21 protein-coding genes and 2 pseudogenes are annotated in these 26669 nt (G+C 49.3%); 8 read left to right on the forward strand and 15 right to left on the reverse strand.

Going from position 1 to position 26669, the window contains the following annotated elements; genetic code table 11:
- Positions 1–836: 836 nt before the first annotated feature.
- Positions 837–3119: pseudogene (metE, locus tag LPA02S_RS03985) on the forward strand (5-methyltetrahydropteroyltriglutamate--homocysteine S-methyltransferase).
- The gene (gene metF / locus LPA02S_RS03990) at positions 3109–3978 is read left to right on the forward strand and encodes a methylenetetrahydrofolate reductase [NAD(P)H] (protein ID WP_056956130.1); all 870 of its coding nucleotides are present in this window, start codon (positions 3109–3111) and stop codon (positions 3976–3978) included. The pseudogene metE and the gene metF overlap by 11 nt, the downstream one beginning before the upstream one ends.
- 106 nt (positions 3979–4084) lie before the next feature.
- On the opposite strand, the gene LPA02S_RS03995 is transcribed toward metF, so the two are convergent.
- The 5 genes from LPA02S_RS03995 to dhaK form a co-directional block, all read right to left on the reverse strand.
- Positions 4085–4297 (reverse strand): hypothetical protein, encoded by a 213-nt coding sequence (locus tag LPA02S_RS03995; protein WP_054650414.1) that lies wholly within the window; start codon positions 4295–4297, stop codon positions 4085–4087.
- Between the two features lie 427 nt (positions 4298–4724).
- Positions 4725–5435 carry an MIP/aquaporin family protein gene (locus LPA02S_RS04000; protein WP_054650412.1) on the reverse strand — a complete coding sequence of 237 codons (711 nt, stop codon included), beginning with the start codon at positions 5433–5435 and terminating at the stop codon, positions 4725–4727.
- Between the two features lie 13 nt (positions 5436–5448).
- A complete protein-coding gene (gene dhaM, locus LPA02S_RS04005; RefSeq protein ID WP_054650410.1) occupies positions 5449–5817 on the reverse strand; it encodes a dihydroxyacetone kinase phosphoryl donor subunit DhaM in 369 nt (122 codons plus the stop codon).
- A complete protein-coding gene (gene dhaL / locus LPA02S_RS04010) occupies positions 5814–6404 on the reverse strand; it encodes a dihydroxyacetone kinase subunit DhaL (RefSeq protein ID WP_054650408.1) in 591 nt (196 codons plus the stop codon). The genes dhaM and dhaL overlap by 4 nt, the downstream gene beginning before the upstream one ends.
- Positions 6405–6417: 13 nt before the next feature.
- Positions 6418–7413, reverse strand: coding sequence for a dihydroxyacetone kinase subunit DhaK (gene dhaK, locus LPA02S_RS04015; RefSeq protein WP_056956131.1), 996 nt, complete (start codon positions 7411–7413; stop codon positions 6418–6420).
- 155 nt (positions 7414–7568) lie between these two features.
- Here dhaK and dhaQ point away from each other — a divergent pair, with 155 nt between their 5' ends.
- From dhaQ to LPA02S_RS04040, 5 genes are all read left to right on the forward strand, one after another.
- Positions 7569–8561 carry a DhaKLM operon coactivator DhaQ gene (dhaQ, locus tag LPA02S_RS04020; protein ID WP_056956132.1) on the forward strand — a complete coding sequence of 331 codons (993 nt, stop codon included), beginning with the start codon at positions 7569–7571 and terminating at the stop codon, positions 8559–8561.
- Positions 8562–8570: 9 nt separating this feature from the next.
- Positions 8571–9092, forward strand: a complete 522-nt coding sequence (locus LPA02S_RS04025) for a TetR family transcriptional regulator (protein WP_056956133.1) — start codon at positions 8571–8573, stop codon at positions 9090–9092.
- A gap of 230 nt (positions 9093–9322) precedes the next feature.
- The gene (locus LPA02S_RS04030; RefSeq protein ID WP_061777617.1) at positions 9323–10009 is read left to right on the forward strand and encodes a sunset domain-containing protein; all 687 of its coding nucleotides are present in this window, start codon (positions 9323–9325) and stop codon (positions 10007–10009) included.
- A gap of 119 nt (positions 10010–10128) precedes the next feature.
- Positions 10129–10497: a hypothetical protein gene (locus LPA02S_RS04035; RefSeq protein WP_056956135.1), complete on the forward strand. Its 369-nt coding sequence runs from the start codon at positions 10129–10131 to the stop codon at positions 10495–10497.
- Positions 10498–10652: 155 nt separating this feature from the next.
- Positions 10653–12188, forward strand: a complete 1536-nt coding sequence (locus LPA02S_RS04040) for a DNA/RNA helicase domain-containing protein (protein WP_056956136.1) — start codon at positions 10653–10655, stop codon at positions 12186–12188.
- Between the two features lie 220 nt (positions 12189–12408).
- Here the strand turns inward: LPA02S_RS04040 and LPA02S_RS04045 are convergent, their stop codons facing one another.
- The 4 genes from LPA02S_RS04045 to tagD all read right to left on the reverse strand — a co-directional run bounded on the left by LPA02S_RS04045 (position 12409) and on the right by tagD (position 18142).
- Complete coding sequence (locus LPA02S_RS04045) at positions 12409–14367, reverse strand: PTS fructose transporter subunit IIABC (protein ID WP_056956137.1); 1959 nt, start codon at positions 14365–14367, stop codon at positions 12409–12411.
- A gap of 32 nt (positions 14368–14399) precedes the next feature.
- Positions 14400–15266: a ketose-bisphosphate aldolase gene (locus LPA02S_RS04050; protein ID WP_056956138.1), complete on the reverse strand. Its 867-nt coding sequence runs from the start codon at positions 15264–15266 to the stop codon at positions 14400–14402.
- A 1-nt stretch (position 15267) separates the two neighbouring features.
- Entirely contained in the window at positions 15268–17121 is a 1854-nt protein-coding gene (locus LPA02S_RS04055; RefSeq protein WP_056956139.1) for a BglG family transcription antiterminator, read from the reverse strand.
- A gap of 634 nt (positions 17122–17755) precedes the next feature.
- Positions 17756–18142 carry a glycerol-3-phosphate cytidylyltransferase gene (tagD, locus tag LPA02S_RS04060; protein WP_054650416.1) on the reverse strand — a complete coding sequence of 129 codons (387 nt, stop codon included), beginning with the start codon at positions 18140–18142 and terminating at the stop codon, positions 17756–17758.
- Between the two features lie 513 nt (positions 18143–18655).
- Between tagD and LPA02S_RS04065 the strand changes: the two genes are divergently transcribed.
- Positions 18656–21037, forward strand: coding sequence for a family 20 glycosylhydrolase (locus LPA02S_RS04065; RefSeq protein WP_054650395.1), 2382 nt, complete (start codon positions 18656–18658; stop codon positions 21035–21037).
- Positions 21038–21210: 173 nt separating this feature from the next.
- Here the strand turns inward: LPA02S_RS04065 and LPA02S_RS04070 are convergent, their stop codons facing one another.
- The 6 genes and pseudogenes from LPA02S_RS04070 to LPA02S_RS04095 form a co-directional block, all read right to left on the reverse strand.
- Positions 21211–21657: a PTS sugar transporter subunit IIA gene (locus LPA02S_RS04070; protein ID WP_054650393.1), complete on the reverse strand. Its 447-nt coding sequence runs from the start codon at positions 21655–21657 to the stop codon at positions 21211–21213.
- A gap of 22 nt (positions 21658–21679) precedes the next feature.
- Positions 21680–23119 carry a PTS fructose transporter subunit IIC gene (locus tag LPA02S_RS04075; protein ID WP_056956140.1) on the reverse strand — a complete coding sequence of 480 codons (1440 nt, stop codon included), beginning with the start codon at positions 23117–23119 and terminating at the stop codon, positions 21680–21682.
- A 21-nt stretch (positions 23120–23140) separates the two neighbouring features.
- The gene (locus LPA02S_RS04080) at positions 23141–24007 is read right to left on the reverse strand and encodes a class II fructose-bisphosphate aldolase (RefSeq protein ID WP_056956141.1); all 867 of its coding nucleotides are present in this window, start codon (positions 24005–24007) and stop codon (positions 23141–23143) included.
- A gap of 121 nt (positions 24008–24128) precedes the next feature.
- A complete protein-coding gene (locus tag LPA02S_RS04085) occupies positions 24129–24902 on the reverse strand; it encodes a DeoR/GlpR family DNA-binding transcription regulator (protein WP_056956142.1) in 774 nt (257 codons plus the stop codon).
- A gap of 328 nt (positions 24903–25230) precedes the next feature.
- Entirely contained in the window at positions 25231–26340 is a 1110-nt protein-coding gene (locus LPA02S_RS04090; protein ID WP_054650385.1) for an NUDIX hydrolase, read from the reverse strand.
- Between the two features lie 90 nt (positions 26341–26430).
- A pseudogene (locus LPA02S_RS04095) lies at positions 26431–26669 on the reverse strand (UTP--glucose-1-phosphate uridylyltransferase); the annotation flags it as partial.

A 26669-nucleotide genomic window follows, 5' to 3' on the forward strand; every position in this document is an offset into this window, starting at 1 on the left:
ACTGGCGGCCCTTGTTTTTATTCTACTTGGAGGCTGAATACGCACACAACGATTAGGCCTTAATAACTAGATGTGTTTAATTTGAGCGACCATTAACTGCAAATGTTTTTAGCAATCTCAGCCGTACCCACAACCGTGTTTCCTACCTGTACTTCAGGCCTCAATTATCCTCGCAGGACATTTTACTTTTCTATCACCGGCTATAGGCCACGCCTATACAACAGACTGATTAATAGCCCACAACTCAACCAATTATCTGACTGCAAGCCGCTTGCCAGTCGTCAATTAGCACCAATATGATTGGCCGATAAAGGCTGTTCTCACGGCGTTTATGCACATCATTTTCTCCATAACAAGTGTCCGGGTACGTACTCAATCGCCTAACATTTCCGCGGAGAATTATTCCTCATTCAGCACTGCACAAAGCCACGAAAACGATTTCAATATCACCGGTGCCAAGTTGACACCCGCCCGCCAACGCTCTAAGCTAGGGCCAACATAAAAAGTGATGGCAGGATGAGTAGGACGCATACCCGCGTACACAGCGAACGACCGGTGGTGCAAAGGTCGTAACGTGGCGCGTCCGAAGATGGTCCATGCACGTAGTTGGCTGGCTGAGCGCAAGCAAAGTTAGCCTGGGTCCGCCCATTATCGCGGCGGGTTGTCGGCACAGAGTGTCCGCAACCAGTTGAGGTCAACGCTGCGAGGCGCTGACGAAACAAGGTGGTACCGCGCGTTGTCGCCCTTGAATTGCACATTCTTTGTGCTGTCCAGGGCGGCTTTTTTTGCACCCATCGTCCCCATCATTCACACTAACATTCTTTGGAGGAATCAATATGACCACAACAATTATCGGCTTCCCACGCATCGGCGAGCACCGCGAATTAAAGTTTGCAACGCAGAAGTACTTCAAGCACCAAATCACCGCCGACGAGCTTAACGCCACCGCGGCCACCCTACGCCAACAAAACTGGCGGGCCATCCAGGATGCGGGCATCGATCAGATTCCTAGCGGCGACTTCTCCTTCTTTGACACAACCCTGGACACCGCCTTTCTGCTCAACATTGTCCCACAGCGGTACCGGGAGCTGGGGCTAAGTCCGTTAGACGAATATTTTGCTCTCGCCCGCGGTTACCAAGGGGCGGCTGGCGACGTGAAGGCCCTGCCCATGAAGAAGTGGTTCAATACTAACTACCACTACTTGGTGCCTGAGTTCGACCAGGACACTAACGTACAGCTAGTCGGTAATAAGCTCTTCGATGAGTTCAAAGAAGCACAGGCGCTCGGTATCACTACCCGTCCGACGCTGGTTGGCCCATACACACTGCTCCGCCTCGCGCGCTTCGTGGACGGACGGCGGCCAGCCGACTTTGTTACTAGCCTCACCAACGCGTACCGCGAAATTCTGGGACGGCTGAACGATCTGGGCGCACAGTGGGTGCAAATCGACGAGCCCGCACTCGTTTACGACCAAACGGACGCCGACCGGGCCATCTTTACCGACCTGTACCAGGGGATTCTCGCAGGCAAAGGCAACCTAAAAGTCTTGTTGCAAACCTACTTTGGTGATGTCCGGGACTCTGCCACCACGCTGTACGCCCTCGACTTTGACGGCATCGGACTTGATTTGGTTGAAGGTGCGACCAACCTGGACGTGCTCCGCGAGCACCCCTTCCCGGATGACAAGACGCTATTCGCCGGGGTCATCAACGGTAAAAATATTTGGAAGGCAAACTACACCGATACGCTCAAGGTATTGGGCCAAGCCACAAGCAACACGACGGCTCCGGTAGTGCTGACCACATCCTGTTCGCTACTACACGTGCCGTACACGCTGGCTAATGAGACCAAGTTACCGGAACAGGAAAAGTAATACCTCGCCTTCGCAGCCGAGAAACTCACCGAGCTACACGAACTGGATACGATTCGTAGTAACGGTGAGCAAGGCGACCTGCTCCAGCGCAACGCCGACCTCTTCACACAACCACGTTACGAAGAAAACGCCAGCCTCAACGCCAAGATTGCCGCTTTGACCGACGCTGACTACACGCGCCTACCTGCACGCAAGGAGCGGTTGGCGATTCAGAAGGCCGAATTTAACCTCCCTGAACTGCCCACCACCACCATCGGTAGCTTCCCCCAGTCGCCGGCTGTGCGTAAGAATCGCGCCCAGCTCCGCCGTGGGGAGATTACCCGGGCGCAGTACGATGCCTTCAATAACGAGGAAACGAAGCGGTGGATTAAGTTCCAGGAAGATATCGGGCTGGATGTGTTGGTCCACGGTGAATTTGAACGGAACGACATGGTTGAATACTTTGGTGAGCATCTGGACGGGTTCCGCTTCACCGAGAACGGTTGGGTACAATCATACGGTACACGCGGTGTGAAGCCACCCATTATCTGGGGTGACGTGTCTCGCCGCGAGCCGATTACGGTTAAGGAATCCGTCTTTGCCCAAAGTCAGACGGACCACATCATGAAGGGAATGCTGACGGGTCCCGTAACCATCCTCAACTGGTCGTTCCCACGCGAGGATATTTCCCGGGAAATATCAACCAAGCAGATTGCCCTCGCCCTGCAAGACGAGGTGCTCGACCTTGAACGGAACGGCATCAAGATTATTCAGATTGACGAGGCCGCACTGCGTGAAAAACTGCCGCTACGCAAACAAGACTGGTTTAGCCGGTACCTCGATTGGGCCGTACCCGCATTCCGGCTTGTCGCCAGCAAGGTACAACCAACCACACAAATCCACACGCACATGTGCTACAGCGAATTCGGCGATATCATTCAGGCTATCGACGACCTGGACGCGGACGTCATCTCCTTTGAAGCCAGCCGGGCCGACCTGACGCTGCTAGACGTACTCAAGGAACATCACTTTGAAACCCACGTTGGTCCCGGCGTTTACGACATTCACTCACCCCGCATCCCGTCCGAGCAGGAAATTGTGGACGTTATCCACCGAATTCTGGCCAAGATTCCGGCCAGCCACGTTTGGATTAACCCCGACTGTGGTTTGAAGACCCGCGAGGAACCCGAAACAAAGGCGAGTCTGATTAACTTGGTCAAAGCCGCCAAGCAAGTACGAAAGGAACTGGAAGGCCATGAAAACTAGCCAACTATTCACCCGTGATCAGCCCGTCTTCTCCTTTGAAGTCTTCCCACCACGAGACCTCACCGCGCCAAACGCAACGCAAAAAGTCTGTGACACCCTGGAGGTATTGCAGCGCGTCCAACCTGACTTTGTCTCGGTAACCTTTCGCAACGCGGGGCTGGCGGCGAAGGATAGCACCATTGCCATCGCCACGCTGATTCGCGATAAGTACGGTATTGAGCCCGTCGTGCACCTGCCCGCAGCTAAGCTCAGTCGTGGGGACGTGGACGGTTTGTTGAACGATTTACAAAATGCGGGCATCCAGAACATCCTGGCGCTGCGCGGGGATATCCCCGCGACGGGCCGTACCAGCAACGACTTTCCGTTCGCGAGCGACCTGGTGAGCTACATCCACACGCGGGGTGATTTCAACGTGATTGGGGCCTGCTACCCCGAGGGGCACCCGGAGTCAGCCGATTCGTTGGCGGACATCCAGAACCTGAAACGCAAAGTGGATGCGGGCACCAGCGAACTGATCACACAGTTGTTTTACGACAACCAGGAGTTTTACCACTTCCAGGAGCGCTGCCGTTTTGCCGGGATTACGGTGCCCATTGAGGCCGGGATTATGCCCCTGATGACGGCCAAGCAGGCGGCCCACATGATGGCCGGCGTGACGATTCCAGAAAAGTTACAGGCCCTGATCAACCGGTTTGCCGATAAACCGGAGGCGCTCCGGGACGCGGGTATCGCCTACGCCATCGACCAAATTGTCGACCTCCTGGCCCACGGTGTGGACGGTATCCACCTATACACCATGGACAATCCGGAGGTCGCCGCGCGGATTATTGAGGCGACTAGAAATATTGTACGGGCATAAATATACAGACGTAACAAAGCGTGGGCCGCAGCGGTCCACGCTTTTTGCGTTGCGCCCGGCCACAACCCGGTACTGTTCAACACACCACATCAAAAAAGCGGACTTATTAGCTGTGATTACCAGCTAATAAGTTCGCCAAGAAGACAAATTTAATCAGTGACTGACCCAGCAACTGCGCTAGAGCTTCGGTCGCCACTTTGCTCCCGTTGATACCCTGCTTCCGGGCCTCGTCTCGTAGTGATACCGGCACCATAATGTTCATCCGCACCTTACGCTCGCGTGCACGGTACAGTGCCTTTTCCCGTAACCATTCAGTCATGTTAAACGATCGACTCATTGGCCGCCAAATACTCAACGCTATGGCTCTCAGCTATGTGTCATGTATATAACGTGTCAATCACTAACCTTGCTATGCTTTATAGCTACCAACTATTAAATCAGCATTTCAGCTATACTTTATCGCCAACAGCTATACAATTGGCTGCTCAGCTATGTACCTCAAATGCTGGCTATTAGATAGGGACTTTAACTATATAATCACCGATTCGGCTATAATTATTCCCCTATCAACTGCCCAATCAGTACTTCAGCTATACTTTATAGCCAGTAGCTATGCAATCAACTATTCAGCTATGCTTTTACTATCACCAGATTCGTTAGAACCATCTATAATTACACTTTAAGTAATCTACAACAGCCAATCCACTCAAAAAGGCTGCGAATCCGCAGCCTCATTAATCAAATCATTATTTCAGTAATGCCTCAACCGCCGCGGCTATTAGCCCACCACTCAGCGGTCCGAGAATCGGCACCCACGCGTAGCTCCAGTTGGCGCTACCCTTATTCGGCACCGGCAGAATTGCGTACGCCAGGCGTGGGGCAAAGTCACGCGCTGGATTAATCGCAAATCCGGTCGTCCCACCGAGTGTCTGGCCAACGACGACAATCAGTAGGCCAACAATCAGCGGCTTCAACCCGGTAGTAAAGTTACCCAGGTTCAACAACACAAAGACGAAGAAGAACGTCGCGATGGTTTCGCTCAGGTAGTTAAATATCGGGTTCTTAATGGCGGGCCCGGTCGCAAAGATGCCCACGGAATTGCCATCGGCTGCACCGCCACGCGCACCTTTGAAGTGTGGATAGTACTGAATCATCACAATGACGGCGCCGAGAAACGCCCCCAGAAACTGTCCCAGCAGGTAGCCACCCACCTGCGACCACGGGAAGAAGCCAAAGGCCGCAAAGCCGATGGTCACGGCCGGATTCAAGTGTCCCTGCGAACCGAACTGCCCGGCCACGTACACACCAAAAGTTACGGCCAAACCCCACGCCAACGCAATGAAGGTCCAGTTTTGGTTGCGGGCGTAATTACCCTTCAGGTTAGTGGCCGCGCCACTGCCGACACCAAAGACAATCAGCACCAGCGTGCCCAGAAACTCACCCATAAATCCACTCATTATCGACACCTCCCTACTTAATCTTCAACGGCGCTAATTGGGCCTCGATTCCAGCCAGGTCCAAACCTGCGCCAGCTAACGTTGCGGCGCTGTATGCCCCCTCAACTAGGGCCACATCGTACACGTGCACGGGCTTGTCCGCCAACTCCACGGCCATGTCGAGGTTCATCTTGGCACTACCCAGGTCGTAAAAAGCGAGCAGTTCGTCGGCACCGTTGGCATCAATCGCCGCACTAATTTTGGTCATGCTGCTACCGATACCACCATCGTCCGTTCCCCCGGCAAAGGTGATGGGGACGTCCTTAGCGGCCTGTTGCGCGAGGTTCGCGACCCCGCGGGCAATGTCCTCCACGTGGGAGGCAACAACAATTCCATAACTCATGCGAACACCCCCGTGTTAATCAACGCTGTGAACAGGTAGCCGCTCGACATGCTACCGGGATCCAGGTGGCCCACGGACCGTTCGCCCAGGTATGACGCCCGCCCTTTACGTGCCACCATGGCTTCCGTGGAGTTGACCGCGGCGTCGACGTCACTTTGCTTCAAGCCACCAGCCTGGACGGCCTGGACAACCGGCGTCCACACGTCGACCATCGTCTTGTCGCCAGGCGTAGCCCCGCCGCGCTTCTCGATGCCGGCCAAAGCCGCCGCGAGTAAGTCACCCAGGTCGCTATCCGTGTCACCCAGCTTGGCCATCTCCAGGAAGGCCGTGCCGTACAGGGGGCCGGATGCACCACCAACTTTGCTAATCAGCGCCATTGCCACGGACTTGAACAGGTCCTTCAGGTTGGCAAACTCCTTGCCATCCACGGCTTCCTGCACCGCGGCGAGGCCCCGCGCCATGTTGCTACCGTGGTCCCCGTCACCGATGGGGGTGTCCAGCTCGCTCAGGTAGTCCTTGTGCTCAGCGATGGCGGCCGCAAAGCCGTCCAACCACTGTTGTGCTACGTTTACCGTTAGTTCTGTCATGTTGGGGCCTCCTTTACCAGGCAATCGTTTCAACGGGGTAGTTCAGATAATCAAGCCATTGTGGGTCAGCGAGTTCAAAGATGGTCAGGGAAATCCCCGCCATGTCGATGGACGTCATGTAGTTGCCCACTTTGGTGAACACCGGCTTGATGTTGCGGTCAGCCAAGTTATTCAACAGGTCGTGAGTAAAGATGTACTGCTCCATCAGCGGCGTTGCACCCATGCCGTTGACCAACACACCGTACTGTTTGTCGGGCGACAGGTGTTGCTCATCATCCAGCTTACCGACTAGCTCCGTCACCAAGTCGTGCGACGACTGCAACTTTTCCCGCCGATAACCAGGCTCACTGTGAATCCCAACGCCGTATTCGATCTCGTCGTCCGCCAGTTCAAAGCCGGGTTTGCCTACTTCAGGCACCGTTGCGGCCGATAGTGCAACAGCGATGGTCTTAATGTTCGGCAAGACTTTCTGGGCCAACGCCTCAATCTCGTCCAGGCTCGCCCCCTGGTCGGCCGCAGCACCCAGCACTTTGTGCATCAGGACGGTGCCAGCCACACCACGGCGTCCCTGCGTGTACAGGCTGTCCTTCACGGCGATATCGTCATCGACCACGATTGACTTTACCGGAATGTCGTCCAGTTCCGCCATGTCCTTGGCCATGTCGAAGTTCATTACGTCACCGGAGTAATTCTTCACGATCAGGAATACCCCGTTACCGGTGTTAACGGCCTTAATGGCTGCGTAAATCTGGTCCGGTGTGGGCGAGGTAAACACCTGGCCGGCCACCGCACCGCTCAGCATCCCCTTGCCCACGTAGCCAGGGTGTGCGGGCTCGTGACCGCTACCGCCGCCACTGACTAAACCGACTTTACCTTGCATGGACACCTTGTCGCTCCGCACGATGGCGCCAGTGCCCTCGATGCGCTCAACGTACTGCGGGTAGCCGCGCACCAGCCCATCCAGCATCTCATCCACCACGTTGGCGGGATCGTTAATAATCTTTTTCATCGATGTCGTCTCCTTTGCTTGTTATACCTCTACGTCCTATATTATATATTGTAAGCGGATACATAACGACGGACAAGATTGTAAATGTGTCCGCTTTCGGGCATCTGTACGGCTTGCTGTATAATTTGAGTATCTAATTGGCGGAGGACACGCGTATGCAAATATTAAACGATTCGATCCGTGCGCTAACGGAAATGCGTGATGGCATCACATGGGCCTACCCCACGCTGACGGCTGTGCCCGGTACGCATGGCTTTATCGACAACACCTTTGCCGATACGACGGTGCCAATTTTCAGCGGCGGCGGTAGTGGCCACGACCCAGCGCACTGGGGATACGTGGGCAAAGGTATGCTGACGGGTGCCATCATGGGCGACTTCTTCATGCCCCCGACTGCGACGGAAATCGTCCAGGTTATCCGCGCGGCCACCCATCAGCGGCGGGCGTTCCTTATCGTAAAGAATTTCGTCCAGGACGTGAAGGAGTTCACGGCGGCAGCCGAGGAACTACGCCAAGACGGGTGGAATATCGGAACGGCAATCGTCCGTGATGACGTATCGGTCACCGGGGCGGACCACCAGCAACGACGGCGGGGAGTCGCCGGCACCATTTTGGTGCACAAAGTGGTCGGCGCAGCCGCGGCCCAGGGCGCGTCCGTGACCGAATTGCAAACCCTGGCGGACCAGCTACTACCGGAGTTGAAAACGATTGGATTCTCATCCAGCGGTGCTTACATCCCCGGCCATGAAAATCCGTCGTTTACCCTCCCAGAGGACACCATTTCGTACGGTGTAGGAATCCACGGCGAACCCGGATACCATGAGGAGACGTTTCGTTCATCGGAACTGCTGGCCAACGAGTTGGTAGACAAACTGCAGATTAATTTTCACTGGCAGGCCGGCGACCACTTTGCCGTCCTGGTGAACTCTTTGGGGGGCACAACCACGATGGAGACCCTGGTCTTCGCAAACGACGTCCGACAACTGCTGACGCTGGGAGACGTACAGGTCGACTTTGTCAAAGCCGGCAATTTTTTGAGTGCCAACGGGATGCACGGGCTGTCGCTGTCCCTGCTCCGTCTCGCGAATGCGGCATGGCTACCACTCCTGCAGGCGCCGGTGCAAACGCCGAGCTGGCTGCAGCAATAGGAGGCCGCAATGACTTACATTACGCGCAAAAAAATTGCCGTCTCGTTCACCAAGGTACTAGTGCGCGACGGCTTTGACCGAACGGCAGTCAGCTCCATTATGCGGATGGCGAAAATGCGGCGGCAGACATTCTACGAGTACTTTGAAGACAAGTACGCCGTCGCGGAGTGGGTCGTGGAGGACGTGCTGAGTGCGGCAATCGACCAAAACTTCGACTACCTGCGTTGGGAGGATATATTCGACCTCGTCGGGTACGAACTGGACGCCAAGCAGGCTATCTTCCGACAGCTTGCGGATCAGCGGGCAGTCGACTTTGTGGGACGACTCGCGGTGCACCTGGAGCGGCTGGTGATGAGGATTGACGGCGGTGACGACCAGAGTGAAAGTATTGCGGCACGCCATATGCTGTGCCTCGGCATCGCTGCGGACTGGGATCGGCGGATTCTGGGTGTTGGGGCCGTGGATTATGAGGTGGTTGTGGGGGATGGGGTGAGGGCGGTGGAGGGGACTACCCCTAAGAAGCGTGTCTGATTTCACTATTATTCCAAGTGAAATTTGTTGGGTGATTCGTAAAACCAGTTTGTGTACACGAATTAATTAGACACTTTATCCAAATGTTAATATTTATACTGATATTTAACTAATTAAATAGTAAACTGTCCTTATGTGTTTATTAATAGTCCTATCTGGGGGGAACCGGCCTTTGTTACTTATACAACTACGGTCACTATTAGTAAAAATAATTTAGGGAGAGTATCTTTATGTCCACATTTTTAGTGATTCTTTGGCTAGCGGCATTTGTCACTATGCTAGCTATGTTCTACCGCGTTTTTAGGTATAAACGTCCTAAGAAATACGCATTTATTATGCTCGCAGTATCGTTTGCGCTTTTCATTGCTGTTGGAATCGCCGGAGAAAAGGATCCAACAAACGCACAGCAAACTACACAGACTACAAAAAAGAGTAAATCGGCAATAGCAGCATCAAAGAAAAAAGCCGCCAAAAAGAAGTCCGAATCCATCAGCGCGGCTAAACGTTCCTCACGACGATTAGCTGCCAAAAAGGCATCGAAGAAATCAGCTTCGGAATCATCTAGAAAAGCAGCAGAATCATCAAGCATTGCGGCTTCTTCCAGCCGTGCCGCAGCTGAGTCATCAAGCCGAGCAGTAGCCGCCTCGGAATCGTCTGCCGCAGCAAGTTCGTCTGCTGCACGTGCCTATGCCGAAAGCACCTCACGCCAGGCTGCATCTTCCGATGCGGCTGCGTCCGCAGCTGCCAACAACAATAACGGCACAGTCGCAACGGGCCAACAAATAATTGGTGATGCTAGGTCACATATTTATCACGTCCCTGGCCAAGCGACTTACCACATTAGTGGCGCTAACGCCGTTTACTTTAATAGTGAACAAGATGCTATTAATGCTGGTTACCGTAAGTCACTCCGCTAATTAACTAAATAATCAAAAAAAGAAGGTTTCAAAAACTAAGCAGTTGTTGAATACAATGCTGAATTTGCTGAAATCTTCTTTTATTACATATGGGTCTATGCTGATTAAGGAGGATCATTATGGTTAAAGTGGGCATTCGTCGTCGCAGTTTCAAAGGATCCTTTTCCGCGATGACCAAAGGACGAGCGACACGAAGCTTTAAGCGCGCCATCATTCCTGGTTATGGCAAACGCGGTATGGGCTGGCTTCATCCAAAACGGAAAATATATAATCAGATATACAGTCGAACAACAGTTGATCCTCGAAAGCTTTTTAGCAAAAACAGTCCACACCGGTCGATTACTTCGGCAAGTAGTAGTTCAACCCACGTTTGGGGATGGGGAATGGTGCTCGTTTTTCTGCTTGTTGGGCTCGCCGTTGTCTATTGGGAAGTCACATTAACACTTATTCTCATTTTGGGACTAATGGTCTACTTCTTAAAAAAGTGAATCATTATGGAAAAATTACAAAATTTACTTAGCAATAACTGCATGTGCATAAATTAGATTATATGTATAAAAATTGCAGATTACGGAAAAGTCTTTTCCTTAATATCTAAAGGAATTACAGATAAACCCCGTATCGTATACGTGAGGATAAAATAATGAGTACAGGTTTTTCATTACGAGAGTTTGTTTCCAGCTTTAACGATAACGTCATAAGCAATGCACTAAAGTACCATACAATGCAGAGTAAACCTAGGGAACAGCATGATTTTGTCCTGTTGGGCAAAGAAATTATTAAGCTACTACCACCCGAACGCGATATATTTGATTTTTACCTAGATACCGACTTAAAGGTTGTTCCAGACTTTGACATATTGTATTTTGGGCGTGAAACAATAATAAATATCGATCTTAAGGACGAAGACGGAATTAAAAAGGCTGATAGGATCTTAATGAAATTTGAAAAGCAAAAAAGATTACTCAGATTGTGTTCTTCCAATGTTATTAATTTAGTATATTGTGCAGACAAAAATAAGGTTCTTCGCGAAATAAACGGCCACCTATCTCCATTTTCCATCGACGATTTCGCTAAATTGCTTCTAAAATACGAAGATCAAAAAGAAAAACTATCCAAGCCAATTGTTAACCAAGTAGAGCTTTTGACACCAAAGGATTATCTAATTTCTCCCACAAAGCAAATAGACGAATTTGTTGCGGGAGAGTACTGGTTATCAAATAAGCAGCAAATAATTTCAGATCGTCTGGCTTCGCCGGGAATTGTATCGGTTAAAGGTCAAGCTGGCACCGGAAAAACACTGATTGCGTTTGATTTCATTCGACGGTTTTATCAGAGAAGAAAAATTCTCTTTATTTTTCCAGGTTACACCAGAGAAATTCATAGCAAGCTTAAGGAGCACTTCCCTGAAACAGACTTTGTTTCAGGAAAAGATGCTACCTCCACTAATTTGGATGATTACGACGTCGTTCTAGTTGATGAGGCTCAGCGAATAAACGGAATACTCAGAATATTCATTAATCAATGGGCTCACAACAATGCTGGGCGTAAAACCATTGGAATATTTTTTGATGTAGAGCAACGTTTGGGCAGGAAGGATAGTGGCGGCATCGTTGAATCGCTGGCAAATGGCTATGTGTCCGACAATTTAGGTGAGTTATATTCGCTTGAAAATTCATTCCGTGCTAATAAGTATATTACCGGTTTTGTCAGAAACGTTTTTGACTTGAATGAAAGACCAAAGGCTGACGTAACCAGCAAAAAGATACGAGAGGTGGTTCAAATTAAATACTTCGCCGATGCGGATAGTGCCATTCCGTGGATTAGAAAATTGATTGATAGTGGATACATTTTCTTGACACTAACACCAGATAGTCACGGAACTTCTAGTGCTGACCAATTCGTAAAACTTAGCGATGTTAGCAAGAATACGCACGAAATTATTGGTGATGAAGCAGACAACGTCGTGACATATTTAGACGGCTCCGTCAAGTATTCAAAGGACGGAAAAATCATCAAGAATAGTACGGAGTATTATTTTACTGATCACGAAAGTTACGTTAACATGACGAGAGCACGTGAACAGCTGGCTGTTGCCATCGTTAATAATCGGGATGTGTTCAATGCTATTACTGAGATTGTTTTGGGGTTGAAGAATGATAACGCTAATAAGCATTGATAGTATTCAACAAATATTACTATTTCGAAGATTATTGTAGTTATTCGATGGCTAACTGTGTTGAAAATTACCATAGAGTTCTCGATGCCAAAAAAGGATTCGATTTTTTTGGGGGGGTTGATAGGCCGGTTGCCTATCAACCCCTTTTTCTCCTACGTCGTCTCCCGGATAACGACTTCATCAAAAAAGACGCCCTCTTACGAGCGTCTCCCTAGCTATCCTAGATAATCCCGCCACTCATTCGCCGGTTCATCTCTTCCGGTGTGAGTGTACGTTTAGTAAATCCAAGTATCATCGCGGTAATCACCGTGCCCAACAGGATACAACCAGTGTACAAAATTGGGTTGCTGCAGGCGATTGGGATGACGAAGATACCGCCATGAGGAGCCTGCAAAGTGATGCCCGCTGCCATACATAGTGCACCGCCAATAGCACCACCGATAATGTTGGCCGGAATGACCCTCAGTGGGTCTCCTGCCGCAAACGGAATTGCGCCTTCAGTAATAAAGCTTGCACCCAATACCCAGTTGGCCTTACCGGCTTCACGTTCCTGGTTAGTAAACTTCTTCTTGAACAGTAACGTTGCCAACGCCACACCCAGCGGTGGAACCATACCACCGACCATTAGCGCGGCGGACGGTCCGTAAATCTTGGAGGCAAACATTGCCAGTCCAAACGCGGAGGCCGTCTTGTTGATTGGACCACCCATGTCGGACGCCATCATCCCCGCCAAAATTGCACCCATCAACGCGGCGTTCGCGCCGTTCATTGATTTCAGCCAATTGGTCAGGAAATCTATCAGCTTAGACATCGGCGTATTGAGCAAGAAGAACATGACGAAACCCACTACCAAAGTCGCTAGTAACGGAACCACCAATACCGAAATCAATCCTTGATATGAGTGTGGTACCTTACGCGTTGCGCGGACAATGACTCGCGTTACGTAACCCGCAAGAAACCCAGCGACCATGCCGCCCAAAAATCCTGAGCCGCCATTAACGGCCATCATCCCGCCAATCATACCTGGTGCCAACCCAGCTTTGTCGGCAATACTCCATGAGATAAATCCGGCTAGTACTGGCACGTACAGTTTGAACGCTGCGTTGCCACCAATTTCATTGAAGAAGGCTGCAATAATGTTGTACTGGTCGTTCTTCGGATCGGAAGCGTAGATTCCAAACATAAACGAAATGGCGATAAAAATCCCGCCGACCACAACGAACGGAATCATGTACGAAACACCGCTCATAATGTGGGTGTAGAACGCCCGACCAAACTTTCCCGCTGGAGATAGTTCTTCGTCTTCTACGTTGCTTTTACCCATCGCCGTTTCCAAATTATTTTTATGTGCTTTATGGGCACCGTCACCTAATCCAGTTACCGTACTACCCTGAGCCAAAGCCCGGTCAAGTAAAGGCGCCGGCTGGTCAATCGCCTTTTTTACTGCAACGTCCAAGTACGGCCTATCGCCAAATACCGATGTGTCCACCTTCACGTCATGCGCAACAATAATTGCGTCTGCTTGCTCAATATCTGTTGGCGTGAGTCGATTTTCTACGCCGGTTGACCCATTAGTCTGAATCTTGACCCGCATCCCCCGACTCTTGGCTTCGTTCGTTAACGCCTCAGCGGCCATGTAAGTGTGAGCAATCCCAGTCATACAGGCACTAATGCCCACAAGGTATTTGCCGTTCTCACTTTGAGCTTTGGTACTATCACCGGCCTGATCCTTAGCCGCGTCCTCCTTCAATAATTCATCATAAATCGTCTTAGCATCCGGGGCAGTTAACAGCTTTGCCCTAAACACCTCGTCCATCAAGAATGTCGAAATCTTCGACAGCATGCGTAAATGCTCGTCGGAGTCAGCATCGCTCGCAGCAATCATAAACACGAGATTAACGCGCTCGTCGCCCCACTGGATTCCACCCAGGTTACGCAAAATTGCAATGGTGGCCTTTTTAACGGCCGCTGTTTTCGCGTGGGGAATTGCAACCCCATACCCCACAGCCGTTGAAATCTCCGATTCACGATGATAAATTGCCTTTTCATACACGTCCGCATCACTGACAAAGCCGTTTTGGGCCAGCAACGCAACCATCCGTGCTATCGCGTCCTCTTTGCTCATCGGGGTAATATCAGTGTCGATGTTACGCACATCAATTAACTCATCAATTCGCATGTCGATTCACCTCCCAAGTGATCTACATCTACTTAGTACAGCTCGGCCTTATCCGTCGAGTTGAACAAGTCCATCTTGCCCTCAACCACAACCTGGGCCGCTGCCCGTGCGGATGGCATCATTTGGTCAGGCTCGTATGCATCCGGGTTATCAATCAAGTTCTGGCGTAACTGCTTGAAGAAGGCCGTCTTCATGTCTGTTGAAAGATTGATTTTGGCAACGCCATGCTGATATGTCTTCCTAATCTCCTCGTCTTTATTATCAGAACCACCGTGCAAAACCAGAGGAATGTCTACAGCTTCGTGAATCTGCTCGAGTAAATCAATCCGCAGCTCGGGCTTATCAACGTGAGAGTAGTGACCGTGCCGCGTCCCAATTGCCACTGCTAGCGAATCCACACCAGTTAGTTCAACAAACTTTTTAGCGTCTTCGGGTTTCGTGTACAAAATTTTGTTGACGCCAGTGCCCTCAGTGCTCAATTCGTTGGAGCCAATCGTGCCCAACTCAGCTTCAACCGCAACGCCAGCTCCATGCGCGGCCTCAACCACTTTTTTGGTCACAGCAACGTTTTCGTCCCAAGGCAAAGCGGAGGCGTCAATCATGGCGGAGTTATAGCCGTTATGAATCCCAATCATGCAGTCCTGCAAAGTTGCGCCGTGATCCACGTGGATGGCCATTGGTACTTTAGCAAGCGCAACTGCCTGCCGAACGTACGCAACAAAGTTTTCACCAACCAACCCAATTTCGTTAGGGTGAATCTGAATGATAGCAGGCGAGTTCTTGGCCTCTGCTGCAGCAATAATAGCCTCCACAAATTCACTGTTAGCAACGTTGTAGGAACCAACAGCAAAGTGGTTCTTGTAGGCAACGTTCAACAAATCAACCATGTTATATAGCATTTTAAATTCTTCCTCTCTTATTCCATATCTGTATAAATGACGTCTTGTCCTGGGCGTGGATCAATCGGTGCACCAACTCAGGACTACTGGTTCGGGCATAAACTTCGTCAAAAAAAGTTTTGTTAGTTTTAAGATCCGCTGCCGGGATATAAATAATGACTAGTTGTACGGTTTGGTGCCCCCAGCGAATTGGCTTGTCGTTAATGCCGACAATCACCTTCGCAGTCCCCTCGGAACCCTTCAAGAATGGGTGAGGCAACGCAACCAAATTACCAATATCTGTCGATGACATAGCTTCGCGCTTGAGCAAATACGGCAACAGGTTCCCATACCCCGCTTTGACTACTAACTCACGAATAACATCGGTACTTGTAGCTTGGTTAATGTGGTAAAAATCCAGCGACTCGATTAACGAGTGTGTCCCAAACGTATCGACAAATACTTGGATACGATTTACATCAGTGGGAGTCAGACCACGATCAACCGCGACTGTCTTCCATTCAGGCAAATCTCCGCCATCCACTCCGCAAACCATCACTAATTGATATTGTTCAAGCGCTATTCGCTTAACGTTAGATTCAACCTGATTAATTCTAATTTCCGGAAAATAATTTTGTAACTTATAACGGAACAACTCTGCCTCCGCAGCTTTGCCATTAAATACTAAGCACGCTGATATCGTCGTCTTGGTCTCCTCGTTAAGCACGAGCTGAATATGGATTGCGAGGTACGCAATCTCTGAATCGGGAATGACAACATTGAACTGCCCCTCCAGGTTGTCATAGAGGTAGCAAGCAATTGAATATGCAAAGAGATATTCGCGCTTAGTTTCGTGGGTATACGGATTAAAGATAGGAATCCGTTCAGTCAAGGGATTGATCAATCGAGTGATGTGGTTGGTAATCTGTGCACGGTAGTGTTCGTCACTATACAGTGGCACTGAGTAATTACGCTCAGCCATTTTAAGCACGGAATCAATCGCCGACCGCTGATTCGCATCCATTTTTGGGGTGACCGTTGAACGGATACTAATGGGTAACGCGATTAGGTAATTGGCAAGACTACTAATTTCACCCTTTAACACATCGTTCGGTAGTAGTCCAGACAACAGTTCTTGCGCAAGCGTATTCTCGGGGTAATCACGGCTACCATTATCTTCTGTGGTGTTATCCAAACACCATCCTTGCTCACAGCGCCACTGACAGATTACTAAATGGCAGGCAATCTTTGCGTAGACCACGAAGTCCATTGACACGCTTTGTTCAGCAAAGGTTTTGTCCATCACTGTCAAAATCGTACTGACCCGCTCGTTAGTAGCAACAATCCCCAGCACACCGGTAATTGATTGCGACGGGTTATCCTTGGTGATGCTGCTAATTGGTAAGAATTGTTCTAGCAACAGTCGTTTTTGTGCCTCATTACCGACAATCCGGATGCCCACAAATATTTGGGAATCTAGCTGTACCTGAATATCCATCTCGTCAATACGGGCAAACAGAAGTTGCACACGACTACGGATGCTTTCGACCGAGTAATTGAGACGTGTCGCCAATTCATCAAAGGTCATGTAATCTCTCTGCTGTATCAATATCAAAGCAATTTTGTATAACTGCTCCAGGTCACCTTGATCGAACAGCCGTGATTTGACGCTCTGGTTGTAAATCTCACGCTGAAGTTTGTATCCCTCAGGCGAAGATACTATCAATGGTTCCTGGGTTCCCGTTTGGTTAAGCGTACGGACATAGTTACGAACACTTCGCTCGGTAACGTTAAGCATGCTAGCTAGCTGTGACGCCGTTAGGTAATTGTCTTGTTGCAGGAGTATATTAAGCATTTGCTGAATATTCTTGTTCACAAAATCTCCTCCCTCACACATTAGATAGGCCTATCCATCCCTAGCGGACAACTATATTATGCCCCGTATGTATTCGCTTACAAAGAACGAGATTTTTCCGGTAGGCGGAAAAGAATGGCAACGAGCTTCCTAGGAGCGAAAAAAAAGACCCTCCTTTGCGGAGAGCCTGATGGGGAATATTGATGGCGTGCCCGATGATGCGCAAGGAAGAGTCTGCTAATGGATAAAAAGAACGCTCATGGTTAAGCAAAACGATAGAACAGGTGGGTTCGGTATTTAATAAACTTCCAATTACATCCGCGTTGGTGGAGAACAGCATCCAACGACCGTGTACAAGGACCTCAAGTCCAGGATCACCTCCGCATGCGCGGAGAGCACAGTAAACAAATCCCGTCAGATCAACATCGGCAGTTGTAGCATTACCCAATTTTCATGACTTTACTCTAACCTGCCCAAATTATACCTTACATTTGGATAGAATATCGTGTATAAATACGGTCCATAAATCTCCGCGGCTCTCCGTACTTTTAACAGCCTATACAAGAGATTTCGCTACAGCACATCGGTTCAGATTCGGGCAAAGCCAATCTAAATTGCAGTTTATTCTTCCCAAAAATCAACTAATGTCCAGCCTTCACCCCTTCAAATCGCTCTTAATCTCCGAAGTAGAAACCCCATTCGTCCGCGGTAAATACACCACTTTGCAGTACTCACGCAAAAAGTCGAACTGCCCCTCCCAGTCGGACCCCATGACAAAGATGTCGATGTTATTCGCCTGCACATCCCCAATCTTCTGTTCCCAACTACGCTCCAGAATGACCTCGTCCACATAACGAACGGCCTCCAGAATGTACTTTCTATGTTCGTACGAATTGTAGGCTTCTTTGTGCTTCTGCGCGTTAAACTCGTCAGTCAAGAGCCCAACAATCAGCCGATCACCCAGCTCGGCGGCGCGCTCAAGCAAGTGGATGTGTCCCCAGTGGAGTAAATCAAATGTCCCGTACGTTAATACTGTAGTCATAAATAACCGACCTTCCTTAATATAAATACAAAATGCAAAGGCAAAGTAGCGATCTAAACCGTCCCCATAAAATCCTGTCACCAAAAGAATACTCTCCAGACCAGCGCTTGTATATAGAGGGCAATCACTGGCAAGCTCCAGAAAACCAGCCACAAACAAAGTGGAAAAGCCGCGTTTTATAACTTCCAATTATAAAGATTAATAACACATTTAATCGCAATTCAATCTTTCAAAAAAATCAATCGGCACATATCAGAAAGCGTTTACATCATCCCCATATCCTGCTATAATCCACTCGACTGGTGTAGACCAATTCGTGAAAGGAGGACCGCCCACACATCTAGTTAAATAACAGTTAGGCATCATCCAGTTACACTAGCAATCACTTAAATCCACTTTGGCCCACCCAGTTTTGCACAGGAACTGCAGCAACTCGTCCGACCTACCGTTACATCATATTGACGTCACTTTTAGGTATGCTACTGCACACAAAACGAAAGGTTAGGTTTTAACATGATTGAGGGCAAATGGCGCGATCTACTATTCAGCACCGTAATATTAACTGGGGTATCTCTGGGACTGTCCACCAACCACACAGCACACGCGGCAGCCACTACATCCCCGCAAACGGCGACGCAAACACAATCGTCGGATGATCCATCAAACATATCCACCACCGCACCGGACACAGGCAAAGTTGCCCCAGCCACACCAAACGGGACAGCTAACCCGTCACCAAGCGCTGACTCGGTCCAGGACACAACCGTAACGGCGGCCGACCAAACGGAGCAGCCGGCCACCAACGAGGAGGCGGCGACAAACGTAGCAACGACGCCCGCCACGGATCCCGCACCCGCTGACAAAATCGTATCCACAAGCACGCCCACCGCATCCGTAGCCACCGCGACGACACCAACCACAGTCCCCGACGTCCAGCCCGGCGACGACTTTGGCGACACCCATCAAGTCGCGGTGACCAACGTCAAGGATTACGAGGCCACCAGCAACCAGGCCATCAACTGGCACAATTACCACTACATCGCTGCCGCCGGGCTCGCCGAGGACTCCCCGCTGGGCTATCAGGTCAACAAGTTTGCGGCCACGTACAAAGCCGCCACGGGCAACGAGCTCCAAGTGCTCACCACCGCTGCCACTGGCCTGGACGGCATCATCCAACTAAACGCGGCGGATCAGAACGTTCAAAACGACGAAGGCTATACCATCAAAATCGCCACCGACAGCATGGCCATCAACGCCCGCACGGCGCAGGGTGCCTTTTACGCCCTCACGACACTATCCCAGATGGTGCAGTCGGGACAGGCACTCCCGGAAGGCATCATTACCGACGCACCCGAGGTCGGGTTGCGTGAGGTCTCCGTGGATTGCGGCCGCAAGTACTACTCCAAGCAGTGGTTCTTGGACCTCATTGATGAGATGGCCGCGTCCAAGGCCAACGACTTGACCATGCATTTTTCCGACATCAAAGGGTTCATGCTGGAATCAAAAGTACACCCCGAGATCATGTCACCCGAATACCTCACCCAGGATGAGGTCAAAGAAATCGTCGCGTACGCAAAGTTGAACTTCATCACCGTGACGCCCGAGCTCGACATGCCGGGACATCTGGGGCAGGTGCTCAAGTCCCACCCGGAATTTAAGCTGGTGGACAAGAGTTCCATCCCCGCCTTTGCCAATTACCTGGACGTCACCAATCCGGATGCCGTCGATTTCATGAAGTCCCTCATCGACGAATTCGCAGCCGTTTTTGGTGACTCGAGCCCCTACTTCAACATTGGCGGCGATGAATTCCTGCAAAACGACTTCTCAACCGCGACCATGAAACGCTCGTTCCCTAAGCTGTATAACTCCGCGGTCGCCAAGTACGGAGACCAGGCCAATGGTGTCGAGGCATTCTACGATTTCCTCAACACGATGGACGAGTACGTGCAAAGCAAAGGGTACGCGACAATGATTTTCCACGACCGCATTTACCGGTCTGACGATTCGTCCCTGGTGGGCCTCAACAAAGACATGGCTGTGAAGTACTGGACCCACTGCCGTACCCCGATGCCAACGCTGCAAACAATCATTGATGAGGGCCACAAGATCGTCAACTACGACGACGGCTACCTCTACTACGTTCTGGGTGAGAACGCCGGTTACACGTACCCCAAAGCGGACAAGATTTACAACGGCTGGGACAACGGTGTCTTTGCCGGCGTCCAGGGTGACGGTAAGATTGATGGCAAGTCGTTTACCCAGACCATCGACCACACCAAGCTCACCGACCAATTTCTGGGTTCGGCCATTTCCATCTGGAGTGATAACTACGACGCCCAAACAGAGGACGAGGTCGCGCGCGACTTTGCCGCACCATTCCGCGCCTTCGCCCAGAAGGCCTGGAGTGTCGACGACAGCATCAGCTTTGACGACTTTGCAGCCTTCAAGTTCAGGGTCGACGCCACGTCAATTACCGCGGCGGACCTAGACAAAGTTGCGTGGAATCCGGCCATCACGAAGACTAGCATGGGTGATGGCGTGTCGGTTGAAGCGAGTGAGTACTATGATAATACCAAGCAGACTGTAGCGCCGGCGGCCACCGCGAAGGATACTGGTGAGCAGACGCTGCTAACTGAAGGTGAGAACGTCACGCTTGGGTCAGGAGATGTGGTCACCATGCCGACCGTAGCAAGGTTAACGCAACAGGAAACTGCTAAAGCCGATGCATCTAGTTCGACTAATACCAACATGGGTAACGCTCAGCATAAGGACACCCGGGAATACCCGCAGACTGGTGACAGTGACGAACCAGGCGTATTGGTCACAATTCTGGGTGCTTTAACTACATTGCTGGCGGTATTCGGATTGAGTATCACTAGTAAGCGCAATGTTTAAGTATCAAAACTACTGCTAGATTTTATAGTGCTAGAGCATAGCTCAGCAGACAATCCATTAATCAACAGATAAACGTGGAGTCTTTCAGCTCGTATAGTAAAAATATTGGCGGCCTCCCTTCATTGGGATGGTCGCCAATATTTATGATGCTATTAATTTGCGCACATAATCATCTACGCCTTTAACCATTGATAAATATCATTAGCACGATTAAGGCCTAGCAATGTTTTTCTGTTATCATCATCAACGAGCTTCTGTGCAACTTCAGACAACAACTTTAAATGTTCTTGCTCGCCTTTAGCTGGAATTAGAAACGCAATCGCGAATGAAACGTCCTGTCCGTCAAAGGTTTCCCAAGGAATTTGCTTCGTGTTTTTGGCTACCATAATCCTAGCTGTAGAAATGTGATCCGAGATTGCATGCGGAATAGCGATGCCATCAAACATTCCAGTAGAGGCCTCCCGCTCACGTCGGATAAATGCCTCGACAACGTCTTCTGCATCTTCCAAGTATAACTTTTTCCGACCAACTTCTGCCAAGTATCTGAAAAGTTCTATCTGGTTTGAAACTTCAGTAAAATAAACATCCTCTAGGTCCATCGGAAAATATTCTTCGGTCACTTTATCATCTCCTGTGGAATCATTATTTTGCAACCGATAGTCCAGGTATTTCTTTCTTACCCGCTAACACCTTTCTTTTTCGAGCGTAACCCAACAGCAATCCACCAATAATCGCACCCGTAAAAATTGCCAACAACCACAAGAACGGGTGGACCACAATTGGAAGTACTAGGAAGGCCCCGGCAGGTGCGGGTACTTGCACCCTAAAAAGATAGGTCATTGAAGCTGCAATCGAAGACCCCAGCATCATAATTGGCATATTTCGTAATGGATCTTCAACAACAAATGGAATAGCCCCCTCGGTAATATGAGTCGAGCCAAGCAGGTAATTAACCAAACCTGCATTTCGTTCACCAACAGTATAATACTTGTGGAATACCGTGGTAGCAATCCCAGTAATTAACGGTGGCGCAATACATGCTGCCGAAAAACCTGCAATAAAGAAGTAATTGCCTTTTGCTAACAAAGCTAAGGCCACCAACGATGCAGCCTTGTTGACGGGACCACCCATGTCAAAAGCACACATGCATCCCATAATAATTCCCAAAACAATAGGGCTCGAGTCCTGGAAACCTTCGAGAAAACTAACCATGCCTTCATTGACAAACTTCATTGGTGATGCGATCCAATAAATCAAGAATCCTGTAATTAGGTTACCAAGCACAGGAAGTAAGAAAATTGCCTTAATTCCGTTGAAATTATTGGGTAACACGGTTAGCGCCTTAGTCAATCCCAAGAAAATATATCCAGCGGCAAATCCAGCTACAATGCCGCCAAGGAAACCAGTTCCGCCAGCGGTTGCAATTAGACCTCCTACCAATCCACCAACAAAGGCGGGGCTAGAAATGCTCTTAGCAATGCCACCTGCCAGCATTGGCACCATCATGCTGAAAGCAGTCGTCCCAACGCTATGCATATAAAACGCAATTTGATTATATTGGTCACTCTTAGGATCTGCTGAGTTGATACCCCATAGCAGTGATAACGCGATTAACACACCACCCCCAACAACAAAAGGTAGCATATTGGAGACACCGTTCATTAAAGCTCGATACAACGTAAATCCTAGTCCCTTACCTGACTTAGGAGCTGAAATGTAGTCAGAAACATTCTCACCTGATCCGTAGTCAACCTGTTGCGAAGGAGAAGACGGTTTTGCGGACAAGGCTTGTGTAATCAGTGCGTCTGGATCCTTAATTGCATGTGCAACGGGAACGTCAACCATCGGCTTACCTGCAAACCGTTGACTATCAACATCCTTATCGGACGCAACAACTACGGCGCCAGCATCCTTGATTTCCTCTGGAGTTAATTCATTCTCAACACCCATACGGCCGTGGGCCTCAAACTTGTACGTAAGGCCCTTCTTTTGCGCAGCCTCCTCCAAAGCTTTCTTAGCCATGTACGTATGGGCGATGCCAGTGGTACAACCGGTTGCCCCAACAATATCGTACTTTGTCATCCTAGATCATCCCTCTCCCTGTCAACTTATGTTTGCCATATTCGCACTGCCAAACACCCGAATCTTCTGTGCTAAATCATCTGTTACATACTTAAGTTGCAAATCTGTCCAATCCTGGATATAAATATCTTCACCTTTTTGGACTAAGTCAGAAACAATGTGGCGCGCAACACGATTAGCCATGTCAGAGTAAAAGTTTATCTTTGTAATACCCATCTGGGCCATTTGTTGATACTCTTCCGTCTTTAGTCCAGAGCCACCATGTACAACCAAGGGCTGTTTGATATTTTCTCTGAGGGCTTTCAAACGATCAAAGTTTAATTTTGGCACGGTTTTGTATACACCATGGACAGTTCCAAATGATACTGCAAGCGCATCTGCATTGGTTTTTTTACTAAACTCACCCGCAATATCTGGATTTGTCATTAGTTCCGTAATATCAGGATTCGTCAGCGGTCTCCCGTTGCTACGAATCATTCTGCCTAATTCAACCTCCACGGATACTCCGACCTCGTGCGCAACCTTTACAACCTCCTTTGAAGTTTCAAGGTTTTCATCGTAGGGTAATTCAGAACCATCAAACATAACTGAACTGTACCCACAGCGAATTGCTCGCATACATGCTGAGAAACTATGGCCATGGTCGAGATGAACCACCACTGGAACCGATGCTTGACGAGCGATTTCAGTAGCATAGTAGCCAACCTTCTCAATTGTTATACGCTCATCGTCTCCCTCTGCATACTGTACAACCACTGGCGCGTGTTGTGATTCAGCGGCGTTCACAATTGAGTCAACCATCTCCAGATTGGTAACATTAAATGCGCCAACTGCGTAGTGCCCGGCCTGAGCCGACTTCAATATTTCATTCAGATTTACAAGTGTCATTAAAAAAGCACCCCTTTCTATATGCGCATAATAGCACGAAAGGAAGCGCTTTTATTGATTTGCTCAAAGGTTGGCATTCTGTCATTTATGGTTGACTAACCTTTCAGTTTTTTTGAAAACACTACGAATCCGCGACAATCAGATGAACATCGAATTGTTCCAGTTTTTCTGCTATGTCTTGCGGTAACTTCTTGTCGGTCACTAGCACATCAATCTGATCGAAACCCAGACTAGCAAAAAAATTTGTTTTTTCAAACTTAGAAGAGTCAATCAGCACCACTACGCAATCTGAAGCTTTCATCATGGCCTTCTTGATATCTGCTTCCTCGTCACGAGAGTCAGATATACCAATCCTGGAATCCAATCCACGGCCAGATATAAAGGCCAAGTCGGCTTGGTGTTGTTCTATGTACGCTGTTGTCGAGCCGCCATAAACGCCGGACGCCTCGGTATGAATATGACCACAGGCACAATATAAGTTTGTAGTATGGTCCATGATTTCAGACAACTCGACTGCTGTCCGTAGTCCATTGGTTAATATGTCCATATACTTATGACGTCGAATTTGCTCAGCAAAAATTAAGGCTGTACTACTAGAATCAATCATGATTCTCTGACCATCCTCTATTAGTTTCTCTGCAGCTATGGCAATGCGCCGCTTCTCAAGGATGTGTGAGCCATAACGATAATGCATACCCTTCTCAAGTGAATCTTCTCGTACCAATGATGCGCCACCACGGGTCCTCACCAGGTCGCCAGCTGATTCCATTTCCTTCAACGCTCGCCGAATAGTCGACTCACTTGTGTATGTCTTTTGGGCAAGTTCGTTGATAGTTACATGTGACTTACTTTCAAGTATTTCAATTACTAAGGCACGGAGTTCATCCTTCACCATTTGACCCTCCAATATTCCCAACCCTTTATTGATACAGATGTAGTATAGCATCTGTAGTAGTAGAACTTTAAGGGGCTACGCTATTTGGAGTTGATAGCCAATTTCCTAGCAGCTACCTTTCCGTACCGTTCTTATATGTAAACGAACAAAAAGGATATTACACGTTCTGCTCGCTCACTGTCCCGACCGCAGAACAGAGAATAGGAGTTTGTGTAATGTCCCTCGTAAGTAAGTCTATCCGAACGGCTTTAGAAATCTAAGTATATGAAGACACATCCAGCTTGTCACAGACTACGCCACAAACAACAAACCGTGTTTCGATAGATTCCTACCGCCGCGCCCTAACTTTCCCAATCGCCCCAATCGTCAACGCATCGATAATCACACTATCACGCACCATCCGATCCACCTCCGCCAAGTCAAACAACTGAACCGCCACAATTCCTTCGTCACTCTGCAACTCGGCACTCCAGTCCGACCCAACTTCAACCGCAACCACGTGTATGTCCCCAACAATTAGCCCACTGTCGCTACTAATTAAACCGAGGTCCTCAACACTTACCACATCACCGTCACGTACATTCAGCTCCTCGCACAACTCACGTCGCGCTGCGGCCACATGGTCGGCGTCGTCGGTTTCCATATAGCCACGTGGCAACTCCCAATGTTCATGACCATCCGCACGTTGAATTCGAATCATCACGACACGACCATTTTGTGTCGGGACGGTAACAACGCCACCTGTCTTTTGGTACACAGTCGGAATATCATCGTGCACCTTAATATCCATATAGCGGTTAGCAAAAACGTCCACGGTCTCCGGAGAATAGTAATCAAAGTTAAGTATCCACGTCTTATATCCCAATCCCTGCTCAATTTTAAAGTTAAGATAACGGAACACGCAGACCATGTCCACACCCAAGACGACAATATAAATGGCCACCCGCAGCCAGACTGCAAGGCTGCTAATTCCTGCCAGCCCAAAGATAACGGGTACAGTCGTGAGTATAGCAAAAGCCGTGAACACCATGTTGTCAGTGGTGCTCCACGGCCACAAAGTTGTTTGTTTGCCCTTATACTCCGTCATCGATTCTAAGGTTGCTTTTAACTTCAAAGTATCACTGAATTCCGAGCGGTGTGCAAAGGCCCAGTTGATGATACGAATAGAATCCAAGTACTGGCGGTGCCAACTGCGCAAGTCAGCCAATACTAGATTACAAATCACACCAATAACAAACAGCCCCACATAAATAATTAGAAGGCTGTGTGCATGGATAGTGTTACGTAGTACAGCTCCCGAGGTAATCACAAAGGAGAGCAGGACTATGTAAAACGCAATAACTTGATCACGCTTAGTACCCTGCTCAAGAAGATGTGTATGACATTCGTTGTACACAGACTCTAGGAAGTTCATGAATGTGTCAATATTCTCTTTCATAGCAAACCACCTCACTGAGATTATCTACACTGTAAACCCGGCGCCATCTGTGCTTGTTTAACCTGTGGGCTAACACAAAGCTACAGTGAGTTAGCTATCAGCGTTAAGACGTTTAATGAGTTCTTCCAGGTATGGACGCAACTTGTCCTTCACCTCAGGATGTGTCAGACCGTACTCAATGGTCGTCTGGACGAAGCCAAACTTGTTACCTACGTCGTAACGGTCGCCGGTAAATTCGTGGGCAAACACACGCTGGGTTTCGTTCAGCTTGTCAATGGCATCAGTTAACTGGACTTCGCCGCCCTTACCAGGCTTCAAGTTGTCCAGAA

This window comes from Lacticaseibacillus pantheris DSM 15945 = JCM 12539 = NBRC 106106 (genome assembly GCF_001591865.1).
GTDB classification, from domain to species: Bacteria; Bacillota; Bacilli; order Lactobacillales; family Lactobacillaceae; genus Lacticaseibacillus; species Lacticaseibacillus pantheris.